The organism is Pseudarthrobacter sp. SORGH_AS 212 (assembly GCF_030818145.1).
Taxonomy (GTDB): Bacteria; Actinomycetota; Actinomycetes; order Actinomycetales; family Micrococcaceae; genus Arthrobacter.
Window position 1 is genome coordinate 1,847,992 of sequence record NZ_JAUTAA010000001.1, and the last position, 19,048, is coordinate 1,867,039.

The 19,048-nt window shown below is 67.7% G+C and carries 22 protein-coding genes; 8 read left to right on the forward strand and 14 right to left on the reverse strand.

The window, feature by feature from the left end; translation table 11 throughout:
• The 5 genes from QE394_RS08505 to QE394_RS08525 all read right to left on the reverse strand — a co-directional run bounded on the left by QE394_RS08505 (window position 1) and on the right by QE394_RS08525 (window position 4,358).
• Window positions 1–1,125 carry a glycerate kinase gene (locus tag QE394_RS08505; protein WP_349034273.1) on the reverse strand — a complete coding sequence of 375 codons (1,125 nt, stop codon included), beginning with the start codon at window positions 1,123–1,125 and terminating at the stop codon, window positions 1–3.
• 94 nt (window positions 1,126–1,219) lie between these two features.
• Window positions 1,220–2,029 carry an SDR family oxidoreductase gene (locus QE394_RS08510; RefSeq protein WP_349034274.1) on the reverse strand — a complete coding sequence of 270 codons (810 nt, stop codon included), beginning with the start codon at window positions 2,027–2,029 and terminating at the stop codon, window positions 1,220–1,222.
• A gap of 50 nt (window positions 2,030–2,079) precedes the next feature.
• A complete protein-coding gene (locus QE394_RS08515) occupies window positions 2,080–2,532 on the reverse strand; it encodes a hypothetical protein (RefSeq protein WP_349034275.1) in 453 nt (150 codons plus the stop codon).
• 504 nt (window positions 2,533–3,036) lie between these two features.
• On the reverse strand, window positions 3,037–3,837 hold the full coding sequence (locus QE394_RS08520) for a class I SAM-dependent methyltransferase (protein WP_349035390.1): 801 nt from the start codon (window positions 3,835–3,837) through the stop codon (window positions 3,037–3,039).
• A gap of 146 nt (window positions 3,838–3,983) precedes the next feature.
• Window positions 3,984–4,358 (reverse strand): STAS/SEC14 domain-containing protein, encoded by a 375-nt coding sequence (locus QE394_RS08525; protein WP_056077110.1) that lies wholly within the window; start codon window positions 4,356–4,358, stop codon window positions 3,984–3,986.
• Between the two features lie 82 nt (window positions 4,359–4,440).
• On the opposite strand from QE394_RS08525, the gene QE394_RS08530 reads away from it, so the two are divergent.
• From QE394_RS08530 to QE394_RS08540, 3 genes are all read left to right on the forward strand, one after another.
• Complete coding sequence (locus QE394_RS08530; protein ID WP_349034276.1) at window positions 4,441–6,126, forward strand: ATP-binding protein; 1,686 nt, start codon at window positions 4,441–4,443, stop codon at window positions 6,124–6,126.
• 20 nt (window positions 6,127–6,146) lie between these two features.
• Window positions 6,147–7,688 (forward strand): EAL domain-containing protein, encoded by a 1,542-nt coding sequence (locus QE394_RS08535; RefSeq protein WP_261618898.1) that lies wholly within the window; start codon window positions 6,147–6,149, stop codon window positions 7,686–7,688.
• 164 nt (window positions 7,689–7,852) lie between these two features.
• Window positions 7,853–8,911, forward strand: a complete 1,059-nt coding sequence (locus QE394_RS08540) for an EAL domain-containing protein (RefSeq protein WP_056077114.1) — start codon at window positions 7,853–7,855, stop codon at window positions 8,909–8,911.
• 9 nt (window positions 8,912–8,920) lie between these two features.
• Here the strand turns inward: QE394_RS08540 and QE394_RS08545 are convergent, their stop codons facing one another.
• Window positions 8,921–9,166, reverse strand: a complete 246-nt coding sequence (locus QE394_RS08545; RefSeq protein WP_349034277.1) for a DUF6480 family protein — start codon at window positions 9,164–9,166, stop codon at window positions 8,921–8,923.
• Window positions 9,167–9,301: 135 nt separating this feature from the next.
• Here QE394_RS08545 and QE394_RS08550 point away from each other — a divergent pair, with 135 nt between their 5' ends.
• Window positions 9,302–9,745 carry a hypothetical protein gene (locus QE394_RS08550; protein ID WP_261618896.1) on the forward strand — a complete coding sequence of 148 codons (444 nt, stop codon included), beginning with the start codon at window positions 9,302–9,304 and terminating at the stop codon, window positions 9,743–9,745.
• An 8-nt stretch (window positions 9,746–9,753) separates the two neighbouring features.
• On the opposite strand, the gene QE394_RS08555 is transcribed toward QE394_RS08550, so the two are convergent.
• The 3 genes from QE394_RS08555 to QE394_RS08565 form a co-directional block, all read right to left on the reverse strand.
• A complete protein-coding gene (locus tag QE394_RS08555) occupies window positions 9,754–10,584 on the reverse strand; it encodes a glycerophosphodiester phosphodiesterase (protein ID WP_349034278.1) in 831 nt (276 codons plus the stop codon).
• 45 nt (window positions 10,585–10,629) lie between these two features.
• Window positions 10,630–10,878, reverse strand: a complete 249-nt coding sequence (locus tag QE394_RS08560) for a hypothetical protein (protein ID WP_091717270.1) — start codon at window positions 10,876–10,878, stop codon at window positions 10,630–10,632.
• A gap of 125 nt (window positions 10,879–11,003) precedes the next feature.
• Window positions 11,004–11,822: a Cof-type HAD-IIB family hydrolase gene (locus tag QE394_RS08565; protein WP_056077126.1), complete on the reverse strand. Its 819-nt coding sequence runs from the start codon at window positions 11,820–11,822 to the stop codon at window positions 11,004–11,006.
• Window positions 11,823–12,097: 275 nt separating this feature from the next.
• On the opposite strand from QE394_RS08565, the gene QE394_RS08570 reads away from it, so the two are divergent.
• On the forward strand, window positions 12,098–12,631 hold the full coding sequence (locus QE394_RS08570) for a hypothetical protein (RefSeq protein WP_349034279.1): 534 nt from the start codon (window positions 12,098–12,100) through the stop codon (window positions 12,629–12,631).
• Here the strand turns inward: QE394_RS08570 and QE394_RS08575 are convergent.
• Genes QE394_RS08575 through QE394_RS08595 form a run of 5 tightly spaced genes read right to left on the reverse strand, consistent with a single transcriptional unit; the run spans window position 12,603 to window position 16,058 of the window.
• Window positions 12,603–13,178 (reverse strand): N-acetyltransferase family protein, encoded by a 576-nt coding sequence (locus tag QE394_RS08575; protein ID WP_349034280.1) that lies wholly within the window; start codon window positions 13,176–13,178, stop codon window positions 12,603–12,605. The genes QE394_RS08570 and QE394_RS08575 overlap by 29 nt on opposite strands.
• Entirely contained in the window at window positions 13,175–14,539 is a 1,365-nt protein-coding gene (locus QE394_RS08580; RefSeq protein ID WP_349034281.1) for an FAD-dependent oxidoreductase, read from the reverse strand. Before QE394_RS08580 ends, QE394_RS08575 begins: the two co-directional genes overlap by 4 nt.
• Before the next feature lie 54 nt (window positions 14,540–14,593).
• Window positions 14,594–15,004, reverse strand: coding sequence for an arsenate reductase ArsC (locus tag QE394_RS08585; protein ID WP_056077134.1), 411 nt, complete (start codon window positions 15,002–15,004; stop codon window positions 14,594–14,596).
• Entirely contained in the window at window positions 15,001–15,711 is a 711-nt protein-coding gene (locus tag QE394_RS08590; RefSeq protein ID WP_349034282.1) for an aquaporin, read from the reverse strand. The genes QE394_RS08585 and QE394_RS08590 overlap by 4 nt, the downstream gene beginning before the upstream one ends.
• Complete coding sequence (locus QE394_RS08595) at window positions 15,708–16,058, reverse strand: metalloregulator ArsR/SmtB family transcription factor (protein ID WP_268160025.1); 351 nt, start codon at window positions 16,056–16,058, stop codon at window positions 15,708–15,710. The genes QE394_RS08590 and QE394_RS08595 overlap by 4 nt, the downstream gene beginning before the upstream one ends.
• Window positions 16,059–16,178: 120 nt before the next feature.
• Between QE394_RS08595 and umuD the strand changes: the two genes are divergently transcribed.
• The 3 genes from umuD (at window position 16,179) to QE394_RS08610 (ending at window position 19,039) form a co-directional block, all read left to right on the forward strand.
• Window positions 16,179–16,610, forward strand: a complete 432-nt coding sequence (gene umuD, locus QE394_RS08600) for a translesion error-prone DNA polymerase V autoproteolytic subunit (RefSeq protein ID WP_056077140.1) — start codon at window positions 16,179–16,181, stop codon at window positions 16,608–16,610.
• A 26-nt stretch (window positions 16,611–16,636) separates the two neighbouring features.
• Window positions 16,637–17,917, forward strand: coding sequence for a Y-family DNA polymerase (locus tag QE394_RS08605; protein ID WP_349034283.1), 1,281 nt, complete (start codon window positions 16,637–16,639; stop codon window positions 17,915–17,917).
• 69 nt (window positions 17,918–17,986) lie between these two features.
• Window positions 17,987–19,039 (forward strand): D-2-hydroxyacid dehydrogenase, encoded by a 1,053-nt coding sequence (locus tag QE394_RS08610; protein WP_349034284.1) that lies wholly within the window; start codon window positions 17,987–17,989, stop codon window positions 19,037–19,039.
• Window positions 19,040–19,048: the final 9 nt, after the last annotated feature.

The following is a 19,048-nucleotide window of genomic DNA, read 5'->3' on the forward strand; positions in this document are numbered from 1 at the left end:
TTAGGCCCCTTCGAGGACCTGGCTGGTTGCCCAGGTGAGGTATTTGCCGGCGTTGGCAATGGCGTCTTCCGGGCTTGAGGCAACGTCCAGCAACTGGGCCGCGGCAACCACGCCGTGCCCGGTGAGGTCCTCGAGGGTCACCAGGATCCGTCCGGCCACCACGATGACGGGGATGCCATGTTCGCGGGCAGCCTCGGCAAGCGCGATGGGCGCCTTGCCGGTCAGCGACTGGGAATCCATGGACCCTTCGCCCGTGATCACCAGGTCTGCGCCGGCCAGCTCGCCTGCCAGGCCGGTCAGGCCGGCCACCAGCGCGAAGCCGCCTTCCAGCGTGGCGTCGGTGTAAGCGAGGAACGACGCCGGGAAGCCGCCGGCGGCGCCGGCGCCGGGGACGTTCACGTCCCGGTTTGTCGCCTCCCGCAGGACTGACGCCCAGTTGCGGAGGCCGGCGTCGAGCAGTTCAACGGCATCATCGTCCGCGCCCTTCTGGGGTGAGAACACGTGCGCGGCGCCGGTGGGCCCGTAGAGCGGGTTGCGGACATCCACGGCGATCCGGAAAGTGGTGGCAGACAGCCGGGGATCGAGTCCGCTGGCGTCGAGCGAGACGACGTCGGCAAGCGAGCCGCCACCGAGCGGCACCACGCTGCCGGCCGAGTCGAGCGGTTTGAGGCCCAGCGCACGCAGGGCGCCGCTGCCGCCGTCGCTCATGGCCGAGCCGCCCAGGCCGAGCACGATCTCGGTGGCACCTGCCTCCAGCGCTGCCGCGATGAGCTGGCCGCAGCCGTAGCTGTGGGCACGGAGCGCGTTTTCCGGCGTGGGCTCCATCTCCGCCAGGCCGGAGGCCTGTGCCGTCTCGATCACCGCGGTGACCTTGCCGGCGTCGTCCTTGCGGATGGCCCACGCGGCACCCAGCGGAGCGAGGATGGGACCCACCACGGCGTTGAGACGCTCCTCATAGCCTGCCGCGACGGCCGCCTCCAGGGTTCCCTCGCCCCCGTCGGCAATGGGGAACTGGGTGGCCACGGCGTCCGGGTACACGCGGAGGGCGCCTTCGGCGATAGCCGCAGCCGCCTCAGCCGCGGTGAGTGAACCCTTGAACTTGTCCGGAGCGATCAGAATGCGCATCCGCCCATCATGCCAGCCTTAGGCCGGAAAGCGCTTGCCCGATCCGTCATGCGGACAATGCTGCGCTATGTCCCGAGGGGAAGCTGAGGGAAGCTCAGCCCTGCCGCCAGTCGTGGCTGGTTAGATGGGAACCCGCCTGCGGGCCCATCTGCAGCATGCCGCCGTCCACTGCCCAGGAGGCGCCGTTGACATAGCTGGCAGCAGGCGAGGCGAGGAAGGAGATGACCGCGGCAACCTCACGGGCATCTCCGGGCCGGCCCAACGGAACTCCCGGCCGGTCCTTCGATGCCGGATCCTCGTTTTCCTGGCCTGTCATGGGGGTGGCAATCTCGCCGGGAGCCACAGAGTTGGCGGTGATGCCATGCTCGGCGAGCTCGAGGGCCAGCGTCTTCATGAGGCCGCCCAGCCCGTGCTTGGAGGCATCGTACGCGGCGGCGCCGACGCGCGGCTGGAATTCGTGCACGCTGGTGACGGCGATGAGGCGGCCACCCCTGCCGGCGCTGACCATGCGCCGGGCGGCCGCCTGCAGGCACACGAATGCTCCGTTGAGGTTGGTGTCCAGTGTCCGCATCCACGTGTCAACGTCCAGGTCAAGGAACTTTGTGCCGTCACCGGCGCCGGCGTTGTTCACGAAGACGTCCACGCCGCCAAGCCCGTCAGCCAGTTCATTGACGGCCGCCGCGGCGCCCTGGAAGTCCGTGGTGTCGAGCTGCCGGACCAAGGCCTTTCGGCCCAGGGCACGGACCTCGTCGGCGGTGCCGTCGGCTCCGGCTTTGTCCGAGTGCCAGGTGACGCCGACGTCCAGCCCTGCCTGGGCCAGGGCCACCGCCGTGGCCTTGCCGATTCCGGAATCGGATCCGGTGACGATCGCGGTGGCGGGTATGAACAGGCTGGTGTCCTGCATGCGGCGGCCTTTCGGTGAGGGGTTGGCGGTCCTGCCCGGCGGGCGCACTGTCAGGCGGGCCGGCGCAGTTCCTGCGGCGTGTACCCTTCGTCTGAGCTGCCGCCCGGAGCATCGGAGACGTCCGCTGTGCCGGCATCGTCCAGGGTGTCCGGAACGGCCATCAGGGGGACGGCAAAGGTGACCACGGGGCGCGCTCCGGCGTCGTCAGCGGAGCGGATGGTAAGGCTCCTGGTGCCGGGCGGCACGGAGGGTGTGAAGACCTGGAGGTTCCGCGATCCCAGCGTGGCCGAGTCCTGAAGGGTGTATTCGGTTCCGAAGTGGTCCTGGAGGATGATGCGGGGCTGCGGGCCGCCGTCGGCAGCCATCTGGATGGTGACCACCAGGCCGGTGGCCCAGATCTCGACGGACAGGACGGTGAACGCCGTGGCGTCGGTGATGTGCCGGCCGTACGTGGGCGGCAGGAGCATCCCGAGGAGGGTGCCGGAGGGAATTATTTCTCGCATGGTTTTTTCCTGTGGGTCTTGCGTCCGCTGCCGCCGGATCGGCCCGGAATGGTATCCCGGTGCTGCCTATGCAGGGATGCGGGTGCGGCTTCGGCGCTTCCCGGGCCGGGTTTTCCGTCCTGGGAGTGGTTGCCTTTCGCTGCGCGGTTCCTGGTTGATGAGGGTGGGCCTGCCGTTTCGGTGGACTGGAAAGCCCCTCAAGGCAGGAATGGCGAAACTTTGCAATTCCGCCGCTGAAATCAATGCGGAGTGCTCCCGGCAGCCGCCGCGGCGTACTGTCCTGCATCTCCGCCACCTGTTGCGCATCGCGTTCCCCCTGCCATACGTTGGCCGCCCTTTCTTTGGGCCTCAACAGCCCCAGCTGCGTGATAAGTCTACTTACCATCAAGCCTCCGGTGGCTGGCGGCTGTCAAGGGGATGGCGGGGTTTCGGCGGGAACCCACAACTCCGGCGGCACGCACAGCGCTGGCACACCCGCGCGCGGAGGGCTATCTGTGGGCCCCGTCAGTGGCGCGTTTCCCCCGGGTGCTGCCGGGTCTCTCCGGATGGGCGCCGCGGGCGCAGGGCGGCCACATAGCCAGGCACCCGGCTTTGGCTTTCGACGCCGGTGACGGGGTTGATTTCGATCGCGGCGGAGCCCTCCTCCAGCAACTCCCAGGACGCAGGCGGCAGGGCGCGCGAGCGCTCCTTCGGGCCGAAGTGGCCGGGCATCGGCAGCCCGCGGATGGCCCGCTCCAGCGGAGCGGGGATGCTGCGCCGCGTGGCGCCCAGATGGGTCACGTACTCCACGGGGTTCCCCTGGAAATTGGTTTCCGCCAGGAACACCGTCCCCCGGTCCCCTGCCAGGACCCGCAGGTTTTCGGCCAGGGCCACCTGGTCTTCCGGCGACAGGACGTGCAGCACGCCGCGGACAAAGACGTTGGCCGGCCCGTCCACCAGGCCGGCACCGGCCCCGGGCGCCGTCATGTCGCGGACCTCAAAACGGACGTTGCCCGGGTTGCCGGGCTCCGCTGCAGCGCGGGCGGCCGCGTGCGCCGAAATATCCACGCCGATGGCCTGCGGAAAATGCGCAGCGAGGGCACGCGTGAAGCTGCCGTGGCCGCATCCCACATCCACCACCGGCAGCCCGGTATCAAGGCGGCGAAGGACGAGGTCCCGGTAGCCCCGGAACTCATGGTCGGTTCCAGCGTCCCAGAGCACCTCGCCGCCCGGCCCGGTAGCCGTGATCCCGGCCCAGTAGCGGTCCCAGGCGAGCGGCCGGTCCTTGGGCGCGGAACGGGACAGCCGGATAAGCCTGGGAAGCATCAGGTACTTCCGCCAGCCGGTCTTCACGGATTTTGCGGGGGTAGGCACGTGCCAAATATATGTCCTGAAGCCACTTCAGCCGCCGGACGTGCGGTGTCGGCGCGGCCGCATACCGGGCCGGACGCCGCCCAAGGCAGCGGTATGAGTCAGGCGTCGCGGACCAACCAGGCCATCGCTTCAGTCCGGGACGTGAAGAACCGCGTGGGGCACGGCAGCCTGCTCACGCCCAAGGCGAAGTTGGCCATGACCTTGTCCACGGGCGATGAGCCCAGGAGCGCAATCCGGGACGCCTGGCACGGCCGGCCAAACACGGCCCGGGCGCCGCGGCTGACCTTCTCGGTGGTGGCCATGTCCACCAGCATCGGACGCCGGGTGGACCCGCACATCTCATTGACCCGGCCCATGGCGCTCTCGGCGTCGGCCTCGCTGATCGATGCCCCGCGCGGCCATCGCAGCTGCAGGATCCCGCCCTCATCGAGGCTGAGGTCCCCTTTGACATGCTCCGCCGGCTGATGCGTCACTTTGTCCTCCCCCGCGATCTTTCTGGAGCCCCATGCCCCTCGTCCCCCTACAATGTACTCAACTGGGAGGGAAGGGGTGGTTGTGGCGTCTGACACGCCCGAAGTTTCGAGCGCGCCCCGCACCGTCGTCGTAGCGGACCCCGATGCCGCGAGGCTGGCTCAGAACACTTCGGCCCTCCGGAGTGCCGGCTACGCAGCGCACGCCGCCGGCGATGCCGCAAGCCTGGCCGGGCTTCTGGCGGAAGGCGAGCCGGCAGCCATCATCACGGACGCCACGCTGCTGCCCGGCCTCGAGACCGAGGCGCCCCTGCTGGTCATGGTCGACCTGGACGATCCCCTGCAAACATCCGTGCAGCCGCCGGGTATCCACGACTGCATCACCAAGCCAACCTCACAGCGGGAGCTGGTGCACCGCACCACGGCCCTGATCGACCAGGTGGCACGCCGCCGGGCGTCGAGGCAGGACGCCGAGGCCCTCCGCGAGCAGCTCCGCCTGGTGTCGGCCGCCGTACGCGCCACCAACGATCCCCAGGAAATTGCGCGCTGCGTGGTCGAGGGGTTCGGCCGGACCTTCAAGGCGGACCACGTCCGGCTGGAAACCTTCGAGGACAACCGCGTTCCGCGCATCACCGCGGCGTGGGACAGCGACGGGCTGGAGCCATTGTCCGACGACGACCTGCCGGACGAGGATTCCGCGCGGCGGATCGCGGACCTGCTGTGGGCCGGCGCCGAGACCCTGTCCACGGATGCCGGGGACGCGGACGATGCCGAGCCCGCACGGGCACGCGCCGACGGCGGGCACGCGGCGGACGGCGAGGCCCCGGCGTCGGGCATCTCCAATGCGGCATCAACGCTGGCGGTGCCCATGGGCGAGGGAAGCTCCTCGTTGGGCATCATCTGGATCGCGTCGCTGGACAAACCGCGGAAATGGTCGCGTGCCGAACTCGGGCTCATCCAGCACGTTGCGGGCAACGCGGCCCACGGCCTGATCCAGAGCCACCTGATCAGCAGCCAGCAGCAGGTAGTGAAGCAGCTGCAGCAGTTGGACAAGGCGAAGACAGATTTCCTGGCCACCGTGAACCACGAGCTCCGGACACCGCTGACGTCCATCATGGCCTACCTGGACATGATCCAGGAGAGCACCGAACAGCCCGGCTCGGCCGAGATCCACCAGATGCTGGACATTGTGGTCCGCAACACCGAGCGGCTGCGCACCCTCATCGAGGACATGCTCAGCGTCTCCCGCAACGGCCTCGACGACACCCTGATGCACCTGACCCCGGTCCGCCTCGGCCAGACCCTGGATTTGGTGGCCTCGGCGCTGCGGCCGCTGGCAAAACTGCAGAACGTGACCATCGCGCTGGATCCGGTTCCGGAGGACCCGGAGATCCTGGCCGACGAAATCCAGCTGCAGCAGGTCTTCACCAACCTGGTCTCCAACGCCATCAAGTTCACCCCCAGCGGCGGGCGCATCGAGGTGGGCAGTGAATCCCACGCAGCTGCGGACGGCAGCCGCTGGGCAACTGTCCGGGTTGCCGATAACGGCATCGGCATTTCCAGTGACGAGATCGACCATGTGTTCACCCGGTTCTACCGGGCGTCCAACGCCATGTCCGGCGCCATCCCGGGGACCGGACTGGGCCTGGCCATCACCAAGGACATCGTGGCCCGCCACGGTGGGACGATTGATGTGGCCTCCACTCTGGGCGCGGGGACCACTGTCACGGTCAGCCTCCCCCTCGATGCAGACCGCACCCAGTCCAACTGAGCAGGGGAAGGAAGAATCCGATGTTCGCGGATAACGATCCCCGGCTCAGCCAACTGCTGGACCACATAGTCCGGATCGCATCGGGTGACCTGGGCTCACGGGTTGAGGTCTCCCCTGCCCGCGATGAGCTGGACGCGATCATCATGGGCACCAATTTGCTGGCCGAAGACCTCCAGATCATTTACGAGGAACTGGAACAGCGCGTGCAGGTCCGCACCCAGATGCTGCACGAGGCCCACCTCAAGATGCAGAAGATGGCCATGCAGGACCCGCTGACCGGGCTTGCCAACCGGTCGGCGCTGATCGACGCGCTCCGGGCCGCGCTGGATGCGGACACAGCAGCCGGGGAAGGGCCCGTGATCCTCCTGATGGACCTGGACGCCTTCAAGTCCATCAACGACTCCATGGGGCACACTGCCGGTGACCAGGTGCTCATCACGGTGGGCCAGCGGGTGCGGAACGCTGTGCGGGCCACTGACGTGGTGGCGAGGCTGGGCGGGGATGAGTTCGCCATCGTCATGCCCGCCGTCGCCCCTGACCAGGCGGCCATCGTGGGGCACCGGATCCTGGCGGCGCTGGGCGAACCCATCGAACTGCCGGGCAAGAGCGTGCGCTGCGGGGCCAGCATCGGGTTGAGCGTCGGCTCGCCGGGCCAGACTCCGGAAGAGATGCTGATGGAAGCCGACGTGGCCATGTACGCCTCGAAGGCCGAAGGGCAGAACCGGCTGCACCGGTTCGAACCCGGGCTGCTGCTGGTCCGCCGGCTCCGCAGCCAGCTGGTGGAAGACCTGCGGGCGGCCATCCGGAACGATGGCCTGATGCTGTACTACCAGCCTGTGGTGGACCTGGTGTCCCGCCGGTTGGAGGGCGTGGAAGCCCTGGTCCGCTGGAACCACCCCACCCGGGGGTTCATCATGCCGGACGAGTTCATTCCACTGGCCGAAGAAGCCGGCCTGATTTCGGAGCTGGGCAACTGGGTCCTCCGCACCGCCGTGCAGCAGCTGCGCGCCTGGATCGACGATTCACTGGTGGACGGCGACTTCTCGGTCCGGATCAACATTTCCGCCACGGACCTGCAAAGCCTGCAGTTCATCGAGGACGTCAGGAACGTCCTCCGGAAGACGGGCGTCAAGCCTGAACAGGTGGTCCTCGAACTGACGGAAGTGGCCATCGTGAAGGGCAACGAGCTGGACCGCTACTCTCTGGCCGGGCTCCGCGGGCTTGGGGTGGGAATCGAGATTGACGATTTCGGCACGGGCTACTCGTCCATCAGCTACCTCCGGCGCCTCCCTGTGGACCGGGTCAAGGTGGACCGGTCGCTGATTTCCGGTTTGGGGACTGATCCGAGCCAGCCGGCACTGGTGGCAGCCGTCCTCCAGCTGGTCCGCGCCTGCGGCCTGGAAGCCGTCTGGGAAGGCGTTGAAACGGCAGAGCAGGCGGACATTCTGCGGGAACTCGGCTGCCTGAGTGCGCAGGGCTACTTCTTCAGCAGGCCCGTTCCGGCGGACGATATCCCCGCATTGCTCGCTGACCAGCAGGAAAGCGCTCACCGGCAGCCGTGAAAGTACTGCCTTTTTCACCCCACCCGATATACGATCATCGTGCGGGGGACGGTTTTCCGGCACCGCGGAAAACCGCCGTTGTCAGCACCAAACGTTAAGGCGTTCTAGAAATTGAACATAAATGGGCCAATGGGTCATTACTTCGTCAACTGGGGGCGTAGCTAATGTCGGTTCGTGTACAGGCATGGGGAATCATCGCCGCGGTCCTGGCGGACACCGATCCGTCCGGAGCCGCGGTCCGCCAGCGCCTCAGCAACAGCCTCGACGAGAATCCGGGAGTGCCCGAGCGGGCGCTGCTGGAGTACCTGCTCGAGACCCGGCGCAGTGACGCCAACACCGAAGAGACGCTCGAGAGCGCGCGGCAGATGCGCCTGGCCCCGAACTCCATGCCGCCGAAGTTCGCGGAGCAGTTGGACGCCATCCGCAGCGTGTCCCGCATCAGCGCACTCCTGGAAAACCAGATGCTGATGACGGCGTTCCAGCCCATCTACGGGCTGGCCAACAAGAGCGTGGTGGGAGTGGAGGCGCTCTCGCGGTTCGTCAGCGACGACGGCGCCGCCGCCGAACTCTGGTTTGCAGAGGCAGCCGCCGTAGGCCTCGGCGCAAACCTTGAGTTCTCGGCGCTGGGTTCTGCTGCCGCCGCGGCGAGGGACCTTCCCACGGACCTGTACGTCTCCCTCAACATTTCGCCCACGTCCTGCCTGGACCCCCGGCTGCCGGAGCTGTTCGCGCACATCGACCTCCCCATCGACCGGGTGGTCCTCGAACTGACCGAAACCATCCCGGATGAGGAGTATGCGCAGTTCATCGCCGCCATCAACCCGCTCCGGGACAAGGGACTGCGGATCGCCATCGACGACACGCACTCCGGCGCCGGGGCACTGAGCCGCATGGTGCACCTGCGGCCGGACTTCCTCAAGGTTGGCCGGGACGTCTTCGGCAACGTGGACAATGACGGCCTCCAGCGGGCGCTGACCACCTGCCTGGTGGACTTCACGGACCAGATCGGCACCACCCTGGTGGCGGAGGGCATCGAAACCGTGGGCGAGCTGAAGGTCCTGACGGAACTGGGCATCGACGCCGGGCAGGGGTACCTGCTGGGCAGGCCGTCCGTCCGCCCGCAGGACTGGGCGTCCTGGAACACCCGGCAGGACGCTGACGGCCTCAACCGCCAGCTGGCCGAGCCCGCCGGGCGCAGTCCGCAGGAAACCGAGCCCGCCTAGGCCACCTGCCTACTCGGAGTGGCCCTGGTCCCTGCTCATCTGGCCTTCGGCTGGCGGGGTTTCCCCCGGCGGCACTCCACCGCCGGGCTCCAGCCCGGTGATGTTGCCTTCGGCCGGGTCCGGGTTCGGCGAGTCCCCTGCTTCCGTGCTGCGTTGTTTCGCGAGGTCGTCCCGGGCCGCGCCGACGTCGTCGGCCCGGTCCTTGCCCGGCTTGTCCGGGTTGGCGGGGTCATTCTCCGGATGGTAGGTGCTCACGGTCCTTCGTCCTTCCGTTCGGGCTGCGGTCGGATGCCCCAGCTCTGGACTAATTGTAAGCATGCTGATAATTCTGGAAGGGTAGGGCCGGTCGGCCAGTGGGCGTTCCGGCACACGAAGGCAGAAGGAGCAGTCATGGGCATCGGCGACAGCATCGGCAAGGCAGCAGAGAACGCCATGGAGGATCTGGCCGGAACATCCGACCCCACGGAGAAGATGGACATTCCTGACCCTGCGGACCCCAATGATGACGTGGAGGTCCACTCCTCCCTCAGCGAGGGGTCCAACGCCATGGAAGCGGAAAAGCAGAAGGCGCCCGGCCTGAAGACAGGCGCCGCACCCGATCCGGTGTCCAGCAGCCCGCTCGGCGGGGATTCCGGCGACACGGACCGCGACGGGTCCGGCCCCGGCACCACGGACGACGACGGCGGGCTGGCCGGCGGCGCCACGGCACCAGCGGGCGCGGCTGGCGGCAGGGTTGCGGGTCCGGCCGGGCTTCCGGACGGCAACCCCGACGAATTGCGGGCCGATCCCTCTGAAGGCGACCAGGATCCGTCCACGAGCACTGGCCGGGATTAGCAGTACACCTAGCGGTCCGAGGCCTCGTCGGCGCCGCCCGGGCCGGGCCATTCGCCTCGCTCCACGAGCACCTGGCGCAGCAGGTCCGCCCGGTCGGTGACGATGCCTGCCACGCCGAGCTCCAGGAGCCGGCGCATTTCGGCGGGGTCGTTGATGGTCCAGACGTGGACCAGCAGTCCCAGGGACTCCGCGCGGCGCAGGAAACCGGGCGTAACCACCGGCACCGCGCCGTAGCGCACGGGCACCTGCAGCGCGTGCACGTCCCGCAGGACCCTCCGCATCAGCCAGCGGAACGCCGGACCGGGCAGCACGGGGCCCAGCAGCGCGAACAGGGCGTTGGATACGACGCCAGCGGACGAGGCAACCGGGCGGCTGAGCTGCTTCAGCACGGCCCGCCGCCGCCGGTCCGAAAAGCTGGCGATCAGTACCCGGTCGTGGACAGCGTGGCGTTCGATGGCCTCGACGGTGCTGCGGACCGAGCCCCAGTCCTTGACGTCCAGGTTCAGCCGCGCGTCCGGCAGGGCCGTGATGAGTTCTTCGAAGGTGGGAATAGGTTCGCGCCCGCCGATCCGGGCACCGGCAACATCCTGGGCGGGAAGGTCGGCTACGCGTCCGCTGCCGTCCGTCACGCGGTCCAGGGTCCCGTCGTGGAAGAGGAGGAGCACGCCGTCGGACGTGGTGTGGACGTCCGTTTCGAGGTAGCGGCAGCCCAGCTCAGCGGCGGCGCGGAACGCCGCCATCGAGTTCTCGAGTCCGTCCACGGAAAAGCCGCGGTGGGCCATGGCGATGGGAAGCGGGGCGCCATCGGCGCCGGCGTGGTCGAAGAACGGCAGGCTCACAGAGTGAGCGTACCGGAGCCGGCCCACCCGCCCATGGCGGTGGCGTCAGTCCCCGTACGGAAGGATTTCCACGCCGTCGCTGCAGTGCAGCAGCGTCCGGCCGCGGCCACCATCGAGGTGGACCCACACGGCCGAATGGTCAGCCGTGATGGCATCCACCACGCCCGCGGCATCGAATCCGGGCGCGAGCTGGACGCGGACGCGGTCCCCCTGCCGGAGCTTCTTCCAGTGCGGCGCGGGCGTTGCCCTGCGCAGCGGTGCTTCAGCGGTCTGGTGTTTTGCGCTTCGTGCCATGTTGTCCCCTTTGCCGGCCGGAGAGGTGCCTGCCCTCCGCGCTTCACGCTACGGAACGAAGGTGAACGGCAAGTGAGCGCAACCTGTGAAAATGGCGGCAGGTGCACCACACGGGAACGCCGGCGTCAGGAGTGCTGCACCCCAAGGGAAGCGAGGCGTTCCTCCAGGACCTGGGCGACGCCGTCGTCGTCAAAATGCGGTGCCTGCTGCCCCGCAGCACGGATGGCCTCGGGGTGGCCGCTGGCCATGGCGTAGCCGTGCCCGGCCCAGCGGAGCATCTCGATGTCATTGGGCATGTCGCCGAACGCCACGACGTCTGCGGCGCCGATTCCCAGCGCGGCCGCGTACTCGGCGAGGGTGACGGCCTTGTTGACGCCGGGGAGGGACAGTTCCAGCATGGCGACGCCGGGCGAGGAGTGCGTTGCTGCGGCAAGGTGCTCGACGGCGGGGGCCACCTCGGCGAGGAAGTCGTCGGGGGTGCCGTCGCGGACGATGGCAAGGAACTTGACGACGGCGTCATCCGCCGTGAGCGTCTCGCGCAGCGGCGCCGGGGTGAACTGGGTGAGCAGTTCGCTCGATTCGTTCTCGATGAAGCCGGGCTCAAGGTGGAATCCGCTGAGGGTTTCGGCGGCGAACAGCGCGGCGGGGCGGAGGTCCTTGATGATGCGGCGGATTTCCAGGACCGCGTCGATGGCCAGGGTGCGGGCGGACACCAGGCGGTCGGCTTCCAGGTCCCAGACCACCGCGCCGTTGGAGCAGATCACGCGGCCGGTGTGGCCCAGTTGTTCCTCGAGCGGGTGCAGCCAGCGGGGCGGCCGGCCGGTGACGAAGACGAGCTCCACACCGGCGGTGCGGCAGGCATGGAAGGCGCGGATGGTGCGGGGGCTGATTTTCCCGTCGTGCCCGAGGATCGTTCCGTCAATATCGCTTGCCACCAACCGCATGCTGCCAGTCTACGTGGGTTGACGGGAGGCGCCTGCGCTGGGAGTTTGGCCGGGAGTCCCGTGGTTCCCCTACTACCGGCCCGTAGCGTAGCGCGGCGTTCCGGGGCAGGAGCATACTGGAAACGCCGCCCATGAGAGGACGCTCGGCCTTGCGGGCGGCACCGTCACCGGCACTCCCGGGAAATCTGCCGGCATCTGGCGAAGGCGGGACATCCCGTTCCCGCGCTGCGCATCCCTGAGGAAGACACAGGTCTCGGAGGGGCAGAAGATCAACGATGAACCGCACCAAAAATGGGGTACTGTCCATAGCCGCAGCGGCACTTGCGCTGGGGCTCGCACCGGGGGCTGCCGTGGCACACGGCGGGTCCGGGCACGAGGGCTCCGACAAGGGTGACGACTGGCGGAACAACGACGACCAGCGCCGGCTGGTCAGGGTACTGCGCCACGTCACGGACGACTACCGCTGGCTGGAGAACGCCGAGGCCGACGGTTACAAGAAGATCACCGAGTGCATCGACATGCCGGGGGTGGGGGCGATGGGATTCCACTACGCCAAGCAGGAGCTGCTCGATGACAAGACCCAGGCCCGCAAGCCCGAGGTCCTCGTCTACATGCCGGACCGGAACGGGCGGTACCGGCTGGTGGCCGCCGAGTTCATCTCGATGGCGAAGAACCGGCCCTCGATCGCTGGGCTGAAGTTTGAAGACGGCCCGTTCCCCGGTTCTTTCGCCCTCCATGCGTGGGTCTGGCGGGACAATCCGGACGGCATGTTCGCGGCGTTCAACCCGGACCTGAGCTGCCCGAAGTAGCGGGCTGAGAAGGACTGCCGGCGGCACCCGCCGGGCTGTCCGGGCTGCGGTGCTCGATCAGGACGGTGTCACGCCAGATGCCGGCGTGGGGCCCGTAGACCATGAGTCCGATGCGTCGGCGGGTGCCGACGATGGTGAATCCGTGGCGCTGGTGCAGTGCGAGAGAGGCAGTATTTTCGGGGAAGACGTTGGACTGGATGGTCCAGACCCCTGCGGCGTGGCAGTGACGGATGAAGGCGGCAAGGAGCCGGGAGCCGTGTCCTTGACCGTTAACGGCCGGGCTGATGTAGATCGAGTGGTCGATGACGCCGGAGTAAACGGGTCGGGAGGACACGGGCGATCCGGCTGCCCACCCGATGACGGTTCCTTGGTCTTCGGCGACGAGGCGCAGGTCCGGCCGGCGCCCCGCGTCGAAGTCTTCCCAGGACGGCGGGGCCTGCTCGAAGGTCGCGTTTCCGGTGGCGATGCCCTCTGCCCAGATGTCCTTGACGACGGTCCAGTCGTTCCTGGTCAGTTCACGGATCCTCAACCCGGTGCCTGGGGTCACAGGGGTGCTGCTTGGTTGGTGCGGCCGTGCTGCAGGCCGGTGGGAAACCCGATCGTAACAGTGACAGGCTCCGGGGTTGCGCAGCAGGAGTCCGCCATTACCGCGTCGTTGTCCGGGATGCTGGTGGAGCAGACGCCGGTTTCGGGGAGTTCGAGTTCGACCGTGTCCGCGGCCATGCTGTCTCCGGCGAGGGCGGCGGCGATTGAACGGACCTGTTCGTAGCCGGTGGCCATCAGGAAGGTCGGGGCGCGGCCATAGGACTTCATGCCGGCCAGGTAGAAGTCCTTCTCCGGGTGGGTAAGGATCCTGGCACCGTGGGCCGGGACGGTGCCGCAGCTGTGAAAGTCCGGGTCGATCAGCGGGCCTAAGGCTTTGGGTGCGTCGACGGCGGGGTCGAGGTCGAGGCGCAGCTCGGTGAGAATGGACAGATCGGGGCGGAACCCGGTCGCCGGGATCACCCGGTCGGCCTCGACACGGCGGCCGTCAGCAGCGATGACCGTGACCGTGCCACCGTTCATGTCAATGCCGTTGGTGTGGAAGCCTGTGAGGAGTTGGACGGCCCGGGTGTCGACGGCGGTGCGCAGCCGCGTGCCGAGCTGGCCGCGGGCGGGAAGCTGGTCAGCGTCTCCGCCGCCGTAGGCGCGGGCAGGGGTGTTGGCGCGGATGGCCCAGAGGACTTCGGTTCCGGGATTGGTCCGGGCGGTTCGGGCGAGGTCCAGGACCATGTTCGCGGCCGAGTGTCCGGAGCCGATGACCAGGGTGCGGCGTCCAGCGAACCCGTCACCGGAGACGTCAGGCAGCGGCCCGGTGATCAGCCCGGCGGCCCGGGCTTCGGCCTCACCGGGCGCGGGCAGCCCCCCTGATCCAAGGGGCGCAGGGGTGGTCCAGGTTCCGGAAGCGTCGATGACGGCGCGGGCCAGGATCTCTGTGGTGTCGCCGCTGGTGTGCCGGATGCGCAGGAGGAACGGAGCCTGGTCGCGGCCGGCGCTACGTCCTTTGTCCATGCCCTGCCGCGTGACGGCAACGACTCTGGCTCCGGTCCGGATCCGGTGTTTAAGTGCGGGGGTGGCGGCCAGGGGCTCGAGGTAACCGGTGACGATCTGGTGTCCGTAGGGCAGTGCGGTTGGACGGGGCGCTTCCCAACCAGTGGCCTCGAGCAGCCGGACGGCGGCGGCGTCGAGGTTGTACTGCCAGGTGGAGAACACCCGGACGTGGCCCCACGCGCGCACTGCGGCTCCGACGGTGGGGCCGGCTTCGAGGACGAGCGGTTCAAGGCCGCGTTCGAGCAGGTGCGCGGCCGCGGCCAGGCCGACGGGTCCGGCACCGATCACGGCGACCGGCAGGGAGTCCTGTGCTGTCATGCTGTCCTCATTTCAATCGTCGGCGCGCACTTACGGTGCCGTTCGGGTGGCGGGTTATGCGGTAGCCGGGGTCAGGGAGGCGATCAGCGCCTCGACCCGGGTCTTGATCTCGTCGCGGATGGGCCGGACGGAGTCGACGCCCTTGCCGGCGGGGTCTTCCAGGACCCAGTCTTCGTAGCGCTTCCCCGGGAAGTAGGGGCACTCGTCACCGCAGCCCATGGTGATGACGACGTCGGAACCTTTCACGGCCTCGGTGGTGAGGATCTTAGGGATCTCGGCGGACATGTCGATACCGACTTCGGCCATCGCCTCGACCGCGGCGGGGTTGACCTTGTCCACGGGCTGCGACCCGGCGGAGCGGACCTCAATCTCACCCTTGCCCAGGGTGGCGAGGAACGCGGCGGCCATCTGGGAACGGCCGGCGTTGTGGACGCAGACGAACAGGACGGAGGGCTTGTGGCTCACGAGAGCACCTTTCGATCAGCCGCGACCGCCGCGGCAGCGGTGGAAGCAGCAAGGGTGGGGTAAAGGAATCGGACCAGGGCGTAGCCGGCTGCCCCGCCGGCCAGCTGGGCGAAGATGAAAGCGGGAGCGGACGACGGGGAGATCCCGGCGAAGGTGTCCGTGATGGTCCGGGCGATCGTGACGGCGGGGTTGGCGAAGCTGGTGGAGGACGTGAACCAGTACGCTGCCGTGATGTAGCCGCCGACGGCGAACGCGACCCGGTCGGTCCTCCCGGAACGGACCGTGCCGAAGATGACCAGCAGCAGCCCGATGGTGGCTATGACCTCGCCGAACCAGAGGCCGGCCCCGGCTCTTTCCCGCGTGGAGAACGTGACGGCGTCCAGGCCGAACATCAGGTTCGCAGCAAGGGCGCCCACCAGGCCGCCCAAGAACTGGGCGCCGATCAGAGCCGCCGATGTTCTGGTGTCAATCATGCCCAAGGCGCGTTCGACCAGGGTGACGACGGGGTTGAACGAGGCGGAGACCGGCTGCAGGGCGACAATGAGCGCGACCAGGGCGGCGCCTGTGGCCACGCTGTTCTGCAGAAGCTGCAGCCCGACGTCGTCCGTGGACAACCGTGACGCCATAATCCCGGAGCCCACGATGGCTATCACGAGGAATGCCGTACCGACGAGCTCGGCACCGGCCCTGCGCGCCAGGACGCTCACTTCGCCTGTCCCCCGATCAGTGTGGCGAGGTTCTGAAGGGCCTCGGTGCGGGCCCGGTAGTAAACCCAGACGCCACGCTTCTCCCGGTCCAGCAGACCGGCCCCGTGCAGGATTTTCAGGTGGTGGCTGATCGTCGGCTGGGACAGCTCGAAGGCGTCGTTCAGGTCGCAGACACACGCCTCACCGCCCTCATGCGAGGCGACCAGGGACATCAGCCGCAACCGGACCGGATCCGCCAGGGCCTTCAACAGTGGCGCGATTCCCTCCGCCTCGGGCAGGGACAAGGGCTCCCGCGCCAGCGGGGAGCAGCAAGCAACCGTTTGGACCGCGGTCAATTCCAAGGACATAGACACACGTATATATTCACATTCATCTATGTCATAGCGCAATGACCCAACGTCGGGCTCATTGTCGGCATCCGGCGCTACACTGAACTTATCGAACAAATATTCGAATAAGGGTGTGTTGTGGGCGTTATTGTCGGGCCTCGCGTGATAGATGCAGGCGCGTCGCTGTTCTCGGTATTGATCTCTCCCGTGGCAGTCGCGGCCGGCTTTCCATCGCCGGCACAGGACTACTTCGACGGGCGGATCGACCTGAACGCACACCTGATCAAGGACATCACCAGCACCTTTGTTGTCAGGGTCACCGGAAACTCCATGGAGGGTGCCGGCATCAGCGACGGGGACGAGCTGATCGTCAACCGCGCGCTGGAACCCAAGGACGGGTCCGTCGTGATTGCCGTGCTGGACGGTGAACTCACCGTAAAGAGGCTGCGCATCACGGCCACCGGAATCGTCCTGCAGGCGGAAAATCCCCGGTACCAGGACATCAAGGTATCGGCGCTTTCCGAACTGACCATCTGGGGAGTCGCCACAAGGTGCCTGCACCATGTCTGAGGCCCGCCGTGGCTAAACCTGTCCTCATGCGCCACATGCCGCAGATCGCCCACGTGGACGTCAACTGTTTCTACGCGTCCGCGGAACGGGCCTTCGACCCCTCGCTGGAGGGCCGCCCACTGGTGGTCCTGTCCAATAACGACGGCTGCGCCGTTACCCGTTCCCCCGAGGCGAAGGCACTCGGCATCACCACCGGCGAACCCTGGTTCAAGCTCGCGCCGCGGGCAAAGGAGTGGGGCCTCGTGGCGAAATCCAGCAACTATGAACTCTACGGCGACATCAGCGCGCGGGTCATGGAGCTGCTCGGCAGGTACTCGGCCTGGTTGGAGGTCTACAGCATCGACGAGGCGTTCCTGGGGGTCAAGGGGGACGCCGGCACCTTGCTACCCCTCGGACGCACCATCAAGGATGCCGTCCGCAGGCATGTGGGCGTTCCCGTGTGCGTGGGCATCGCACCCACCAAGACGCTCGCCAAGCTCTGCAACAAGTGGGCCAAGAACAACCCGGCCTTTGACGGGGTCTGTTTATGGGAGGCGGTCCCCCACGATGTCCGGGACAGCCTGCTGGCCCGGCTGCCCGTGGACGAGATCTGGGGCATCGCCGGAAGGCTGACCAAGCGGCTCAACGTCCTGGGGATCTTCACGGTCCAGGACCTGGTCCGCGCCGATGCGGTGATGATCCGGGACAGGTTTTCGGTGGTGCTGATGCGCACCGTCCTCGAGTTGCGGGGCACCCCCTGCATTCCCATGGAGGAGGAGCGAATCGGCCGGGACCAGCTGATCTTCTCGCGATCGTTCGCCACGCCGGTCGCCAGTGCGGACGGCCTGCGGCAGGTGCTGAGCATTTACGGGCAGCAGGCGAGCGCCAGGCTGTCCAAGCACGGCCTGCAGGCGAAAGTGCTCACGGCATTTGCCGCCACGTCACCCTTCCGCCAACAGGAGCAGGCGTACCCGTCCGTATGCGTTTCGCTGCCGATGCCGACGGCGGACCCGCTGCTGCTGACCAGGGCGGCACATGCCCTGCTCCCCCACATCCGGGACGGCCTCAAATATGCCAAGGCGGGGATCATGCTGACCGACCTGCGGCCCACCGGCAACCAGTCGCCGCTCGAACTGTTCGAGAACCGGCATGAGGAACGCGGCATCGGCCCGCTGCTTGACGACGTGAGCCGGCGCTTCGGGCGCGGGGCCATCGGGCTGGGACATGCCGGCATCAAGTCCGGCCTCGACTGGACCATGAAGCGTGACATGCGCTCGCCCCGGTACACCACCCATTGGGACGAACTTCCGGTGGTCAAAGCCGCATGACCGGCTGCAGTGACAGAAACATAGTCCAAATTGTTCAGCATGCTAGCCAGCAGACAGTATAGTGAACAGATGACTTCTCCCAAGACTGTGGCCATCGCCGTCCCGCTCGAAGCAGAGCTCGTGGACCAGATCCGTGCCGTCGATCCGTCCATCACCGTCCTGTACGAGCCCGGCCTCCTCCCGCCGGAGCGCTTTCCCGCGGACCACGCCGGCGATCCCGCTTTCGAGCGCACGCCCGGGCAGGAGGAACGCTACTGGGCCATGCTCGGGGGGGCGGAAGTGCTCTACGGCTTCCCCAATGAGAGCCCTGCGGGCCTGGCCCGCATCGCCCGGGACAACCCCTCACTCGAATGGATCCATGCCATGGCGGCGGGGGCAGGCGGAGCGGTCAAGGCATCCGGGCTCGGCCAGGACGTCCTGCAGAAATTCCGGATCACCACCTCCGCCGGAGTACACGCGCTTCCCCTCGCCGAATTTGCGGCGATGGGGATCCTGAACGGCTTCAAACGGAGCGCCGAGCTGGCCCAGGACCAGGCCGCCAAGGCCTGGCCCGACCTGCGGGTACCCACCCGCCTGGTCAACGGCTCAAACCTGGTGATCAGCGGCCTGGGCGAAATCGGGCTGGAAACGGCCCGGATCGCCAGGGCGCTCGGCATGAACGTCAGCGGCACCAAGCGGACCGTTGAGCCCATCGAGGGCATCCACCAGGTGGTGGACAACGCGGGCCTGCCCGGACTCCTCGCCACGGCAGACGCCGTTGTCAACACCCTGCCCGGAACCGAATACACAGAGAAACTCTTCAACCGGGAACTGTTCGCGGCCATGAAACCCGGCACCACCTTCGTCAATGTTGGCCGAGGCACCGTGGTGGATGAGGATGCGCTGCTGGAGGCGCTGGAGAACGGCCAGGTGGGGTACGCCTGCCTGGACGTCTTCGCCGTGGAGCCGCTGCCCCGGGACAGCCCCCTGTGGCGCCACCCCAAGGTTATGGTTTCGCCCCACACGTCAGCCCTCAGCGCCGCCGAAAACCGGCTGATCACAGAGCGGTTCTGCAGCAACCTCCGCACCTTCCTCGACGGCGGCGAGCTTCCCCACCTCGTGGACACCGTCCACTTCTACTAAGCCAGTACC

What these genes read in the sequence shown, in the direction of transcription:
- QE394_RS08505 (WP_349034273.1), bottom strand. Translation starts at nt 1,125, where the DNA reads ATGCGCATTCTGATCGCTCCGGACAAGTTCAAGGGTTCACTCACCGCG.
- QE394_RS08510 (WP_349034274.1), bottom strand. Translation starts at nt 2,029, where the DNA reads ATGCAGGACACCAGCCTGTTCATACCCGCCACCGCGATCGTCACCGGA.
- QE394_RS08515 (WP_349034275.1), bottom strand. Translation starts at nt 2,532, where the DNA reads ATGCGAGAAATAATTCCCTCCGGCACCCTCCTCGGGATGCTCCTGCCG.
- QE394_RS08520 (WP_349035390.1), bottom strand. Translation starts at nt 3,837, where the DNA reads ATGCTTCCCAGGCTTATCCGGCTGTCCCGTTCCGCGCCCAAGGACCGG.
- QE394_RS08535 (WP_261618898.1), top strand. Translation starts at nt 6,147, where the DNA reads ATGTTCGCGGATAACGATCCCCGGCTCAGCCAACTGCTGGACCACATA.
- QE394_RS08540 (WP_056077114.1), top strand. Translation starts at nt 7,853, where the DNA reads ATGTCGGTTCGTGTACAGGCATGGGGAATCATCGCCGCGGTCCTGGCG.
- QE394_RS08550 (WP_261618896.1), top strand. Translation starts at nt 9,302, where the DNA reads ATGGGCATCGGCGACAGCATCGGCAAGGCAGCAGAGAACGCCATGGAG.
- QE394_RS08560 (WP_091717270.1), bottom strand. Translation starts at nt 10,878, where the DNA reads ATGGCACGAAGCGCAAAACACCAGACCGCTGAAGCACCGCTGCGCAGG.
- QE394_RS08565 (WP_056077126.1), bottom strand. Translation starts at nt 11,822, where the DNA reads ATGCGGTTGGTGGCAAGCGATATTGACGGAACGATCCTCGGGCACGAC.
- QE394_RS08570 (WP_349034279.1), top strand. Translation starts at nt 12,098, where the DNA reads ATGAACCGCACCAAAAATGGGGTACTGTCCATAGCCGCAGCGGCACTT.
- QE394_RS08580 (WP_349034281.1), bottom strand. Translation starts at nt 14,539, where the DNA reads ATGACAGCACAGGACTCCCTGCCGGTCGCCGTGATCGGTGCCGGACCC.
- QE394_RS08595 (WP_268160025.1), bottom strand. Translation starts at nt 16,058, where the DNA reads ATGTCCTTGGAATTGACCGCGGTCCAAACGGTTGCTTGCTGCTCCCCG.
- QE394_RS08605 (WP_349034283.1), top strand. Translation starts at nt 16,637, where the DNA reads ATGCGCCACATGCCGCAGATCGCCCACGTGGACGTCAACTGTTTCTAC.
- QE394_RS08610 (WP_349034284.1), top strand. Translation starts at nt 17,987, where the DNA reads ATGACTTCTCCCAAGACTGTGGCCATCGCCGTCCCGCTCGAAGCAGAG.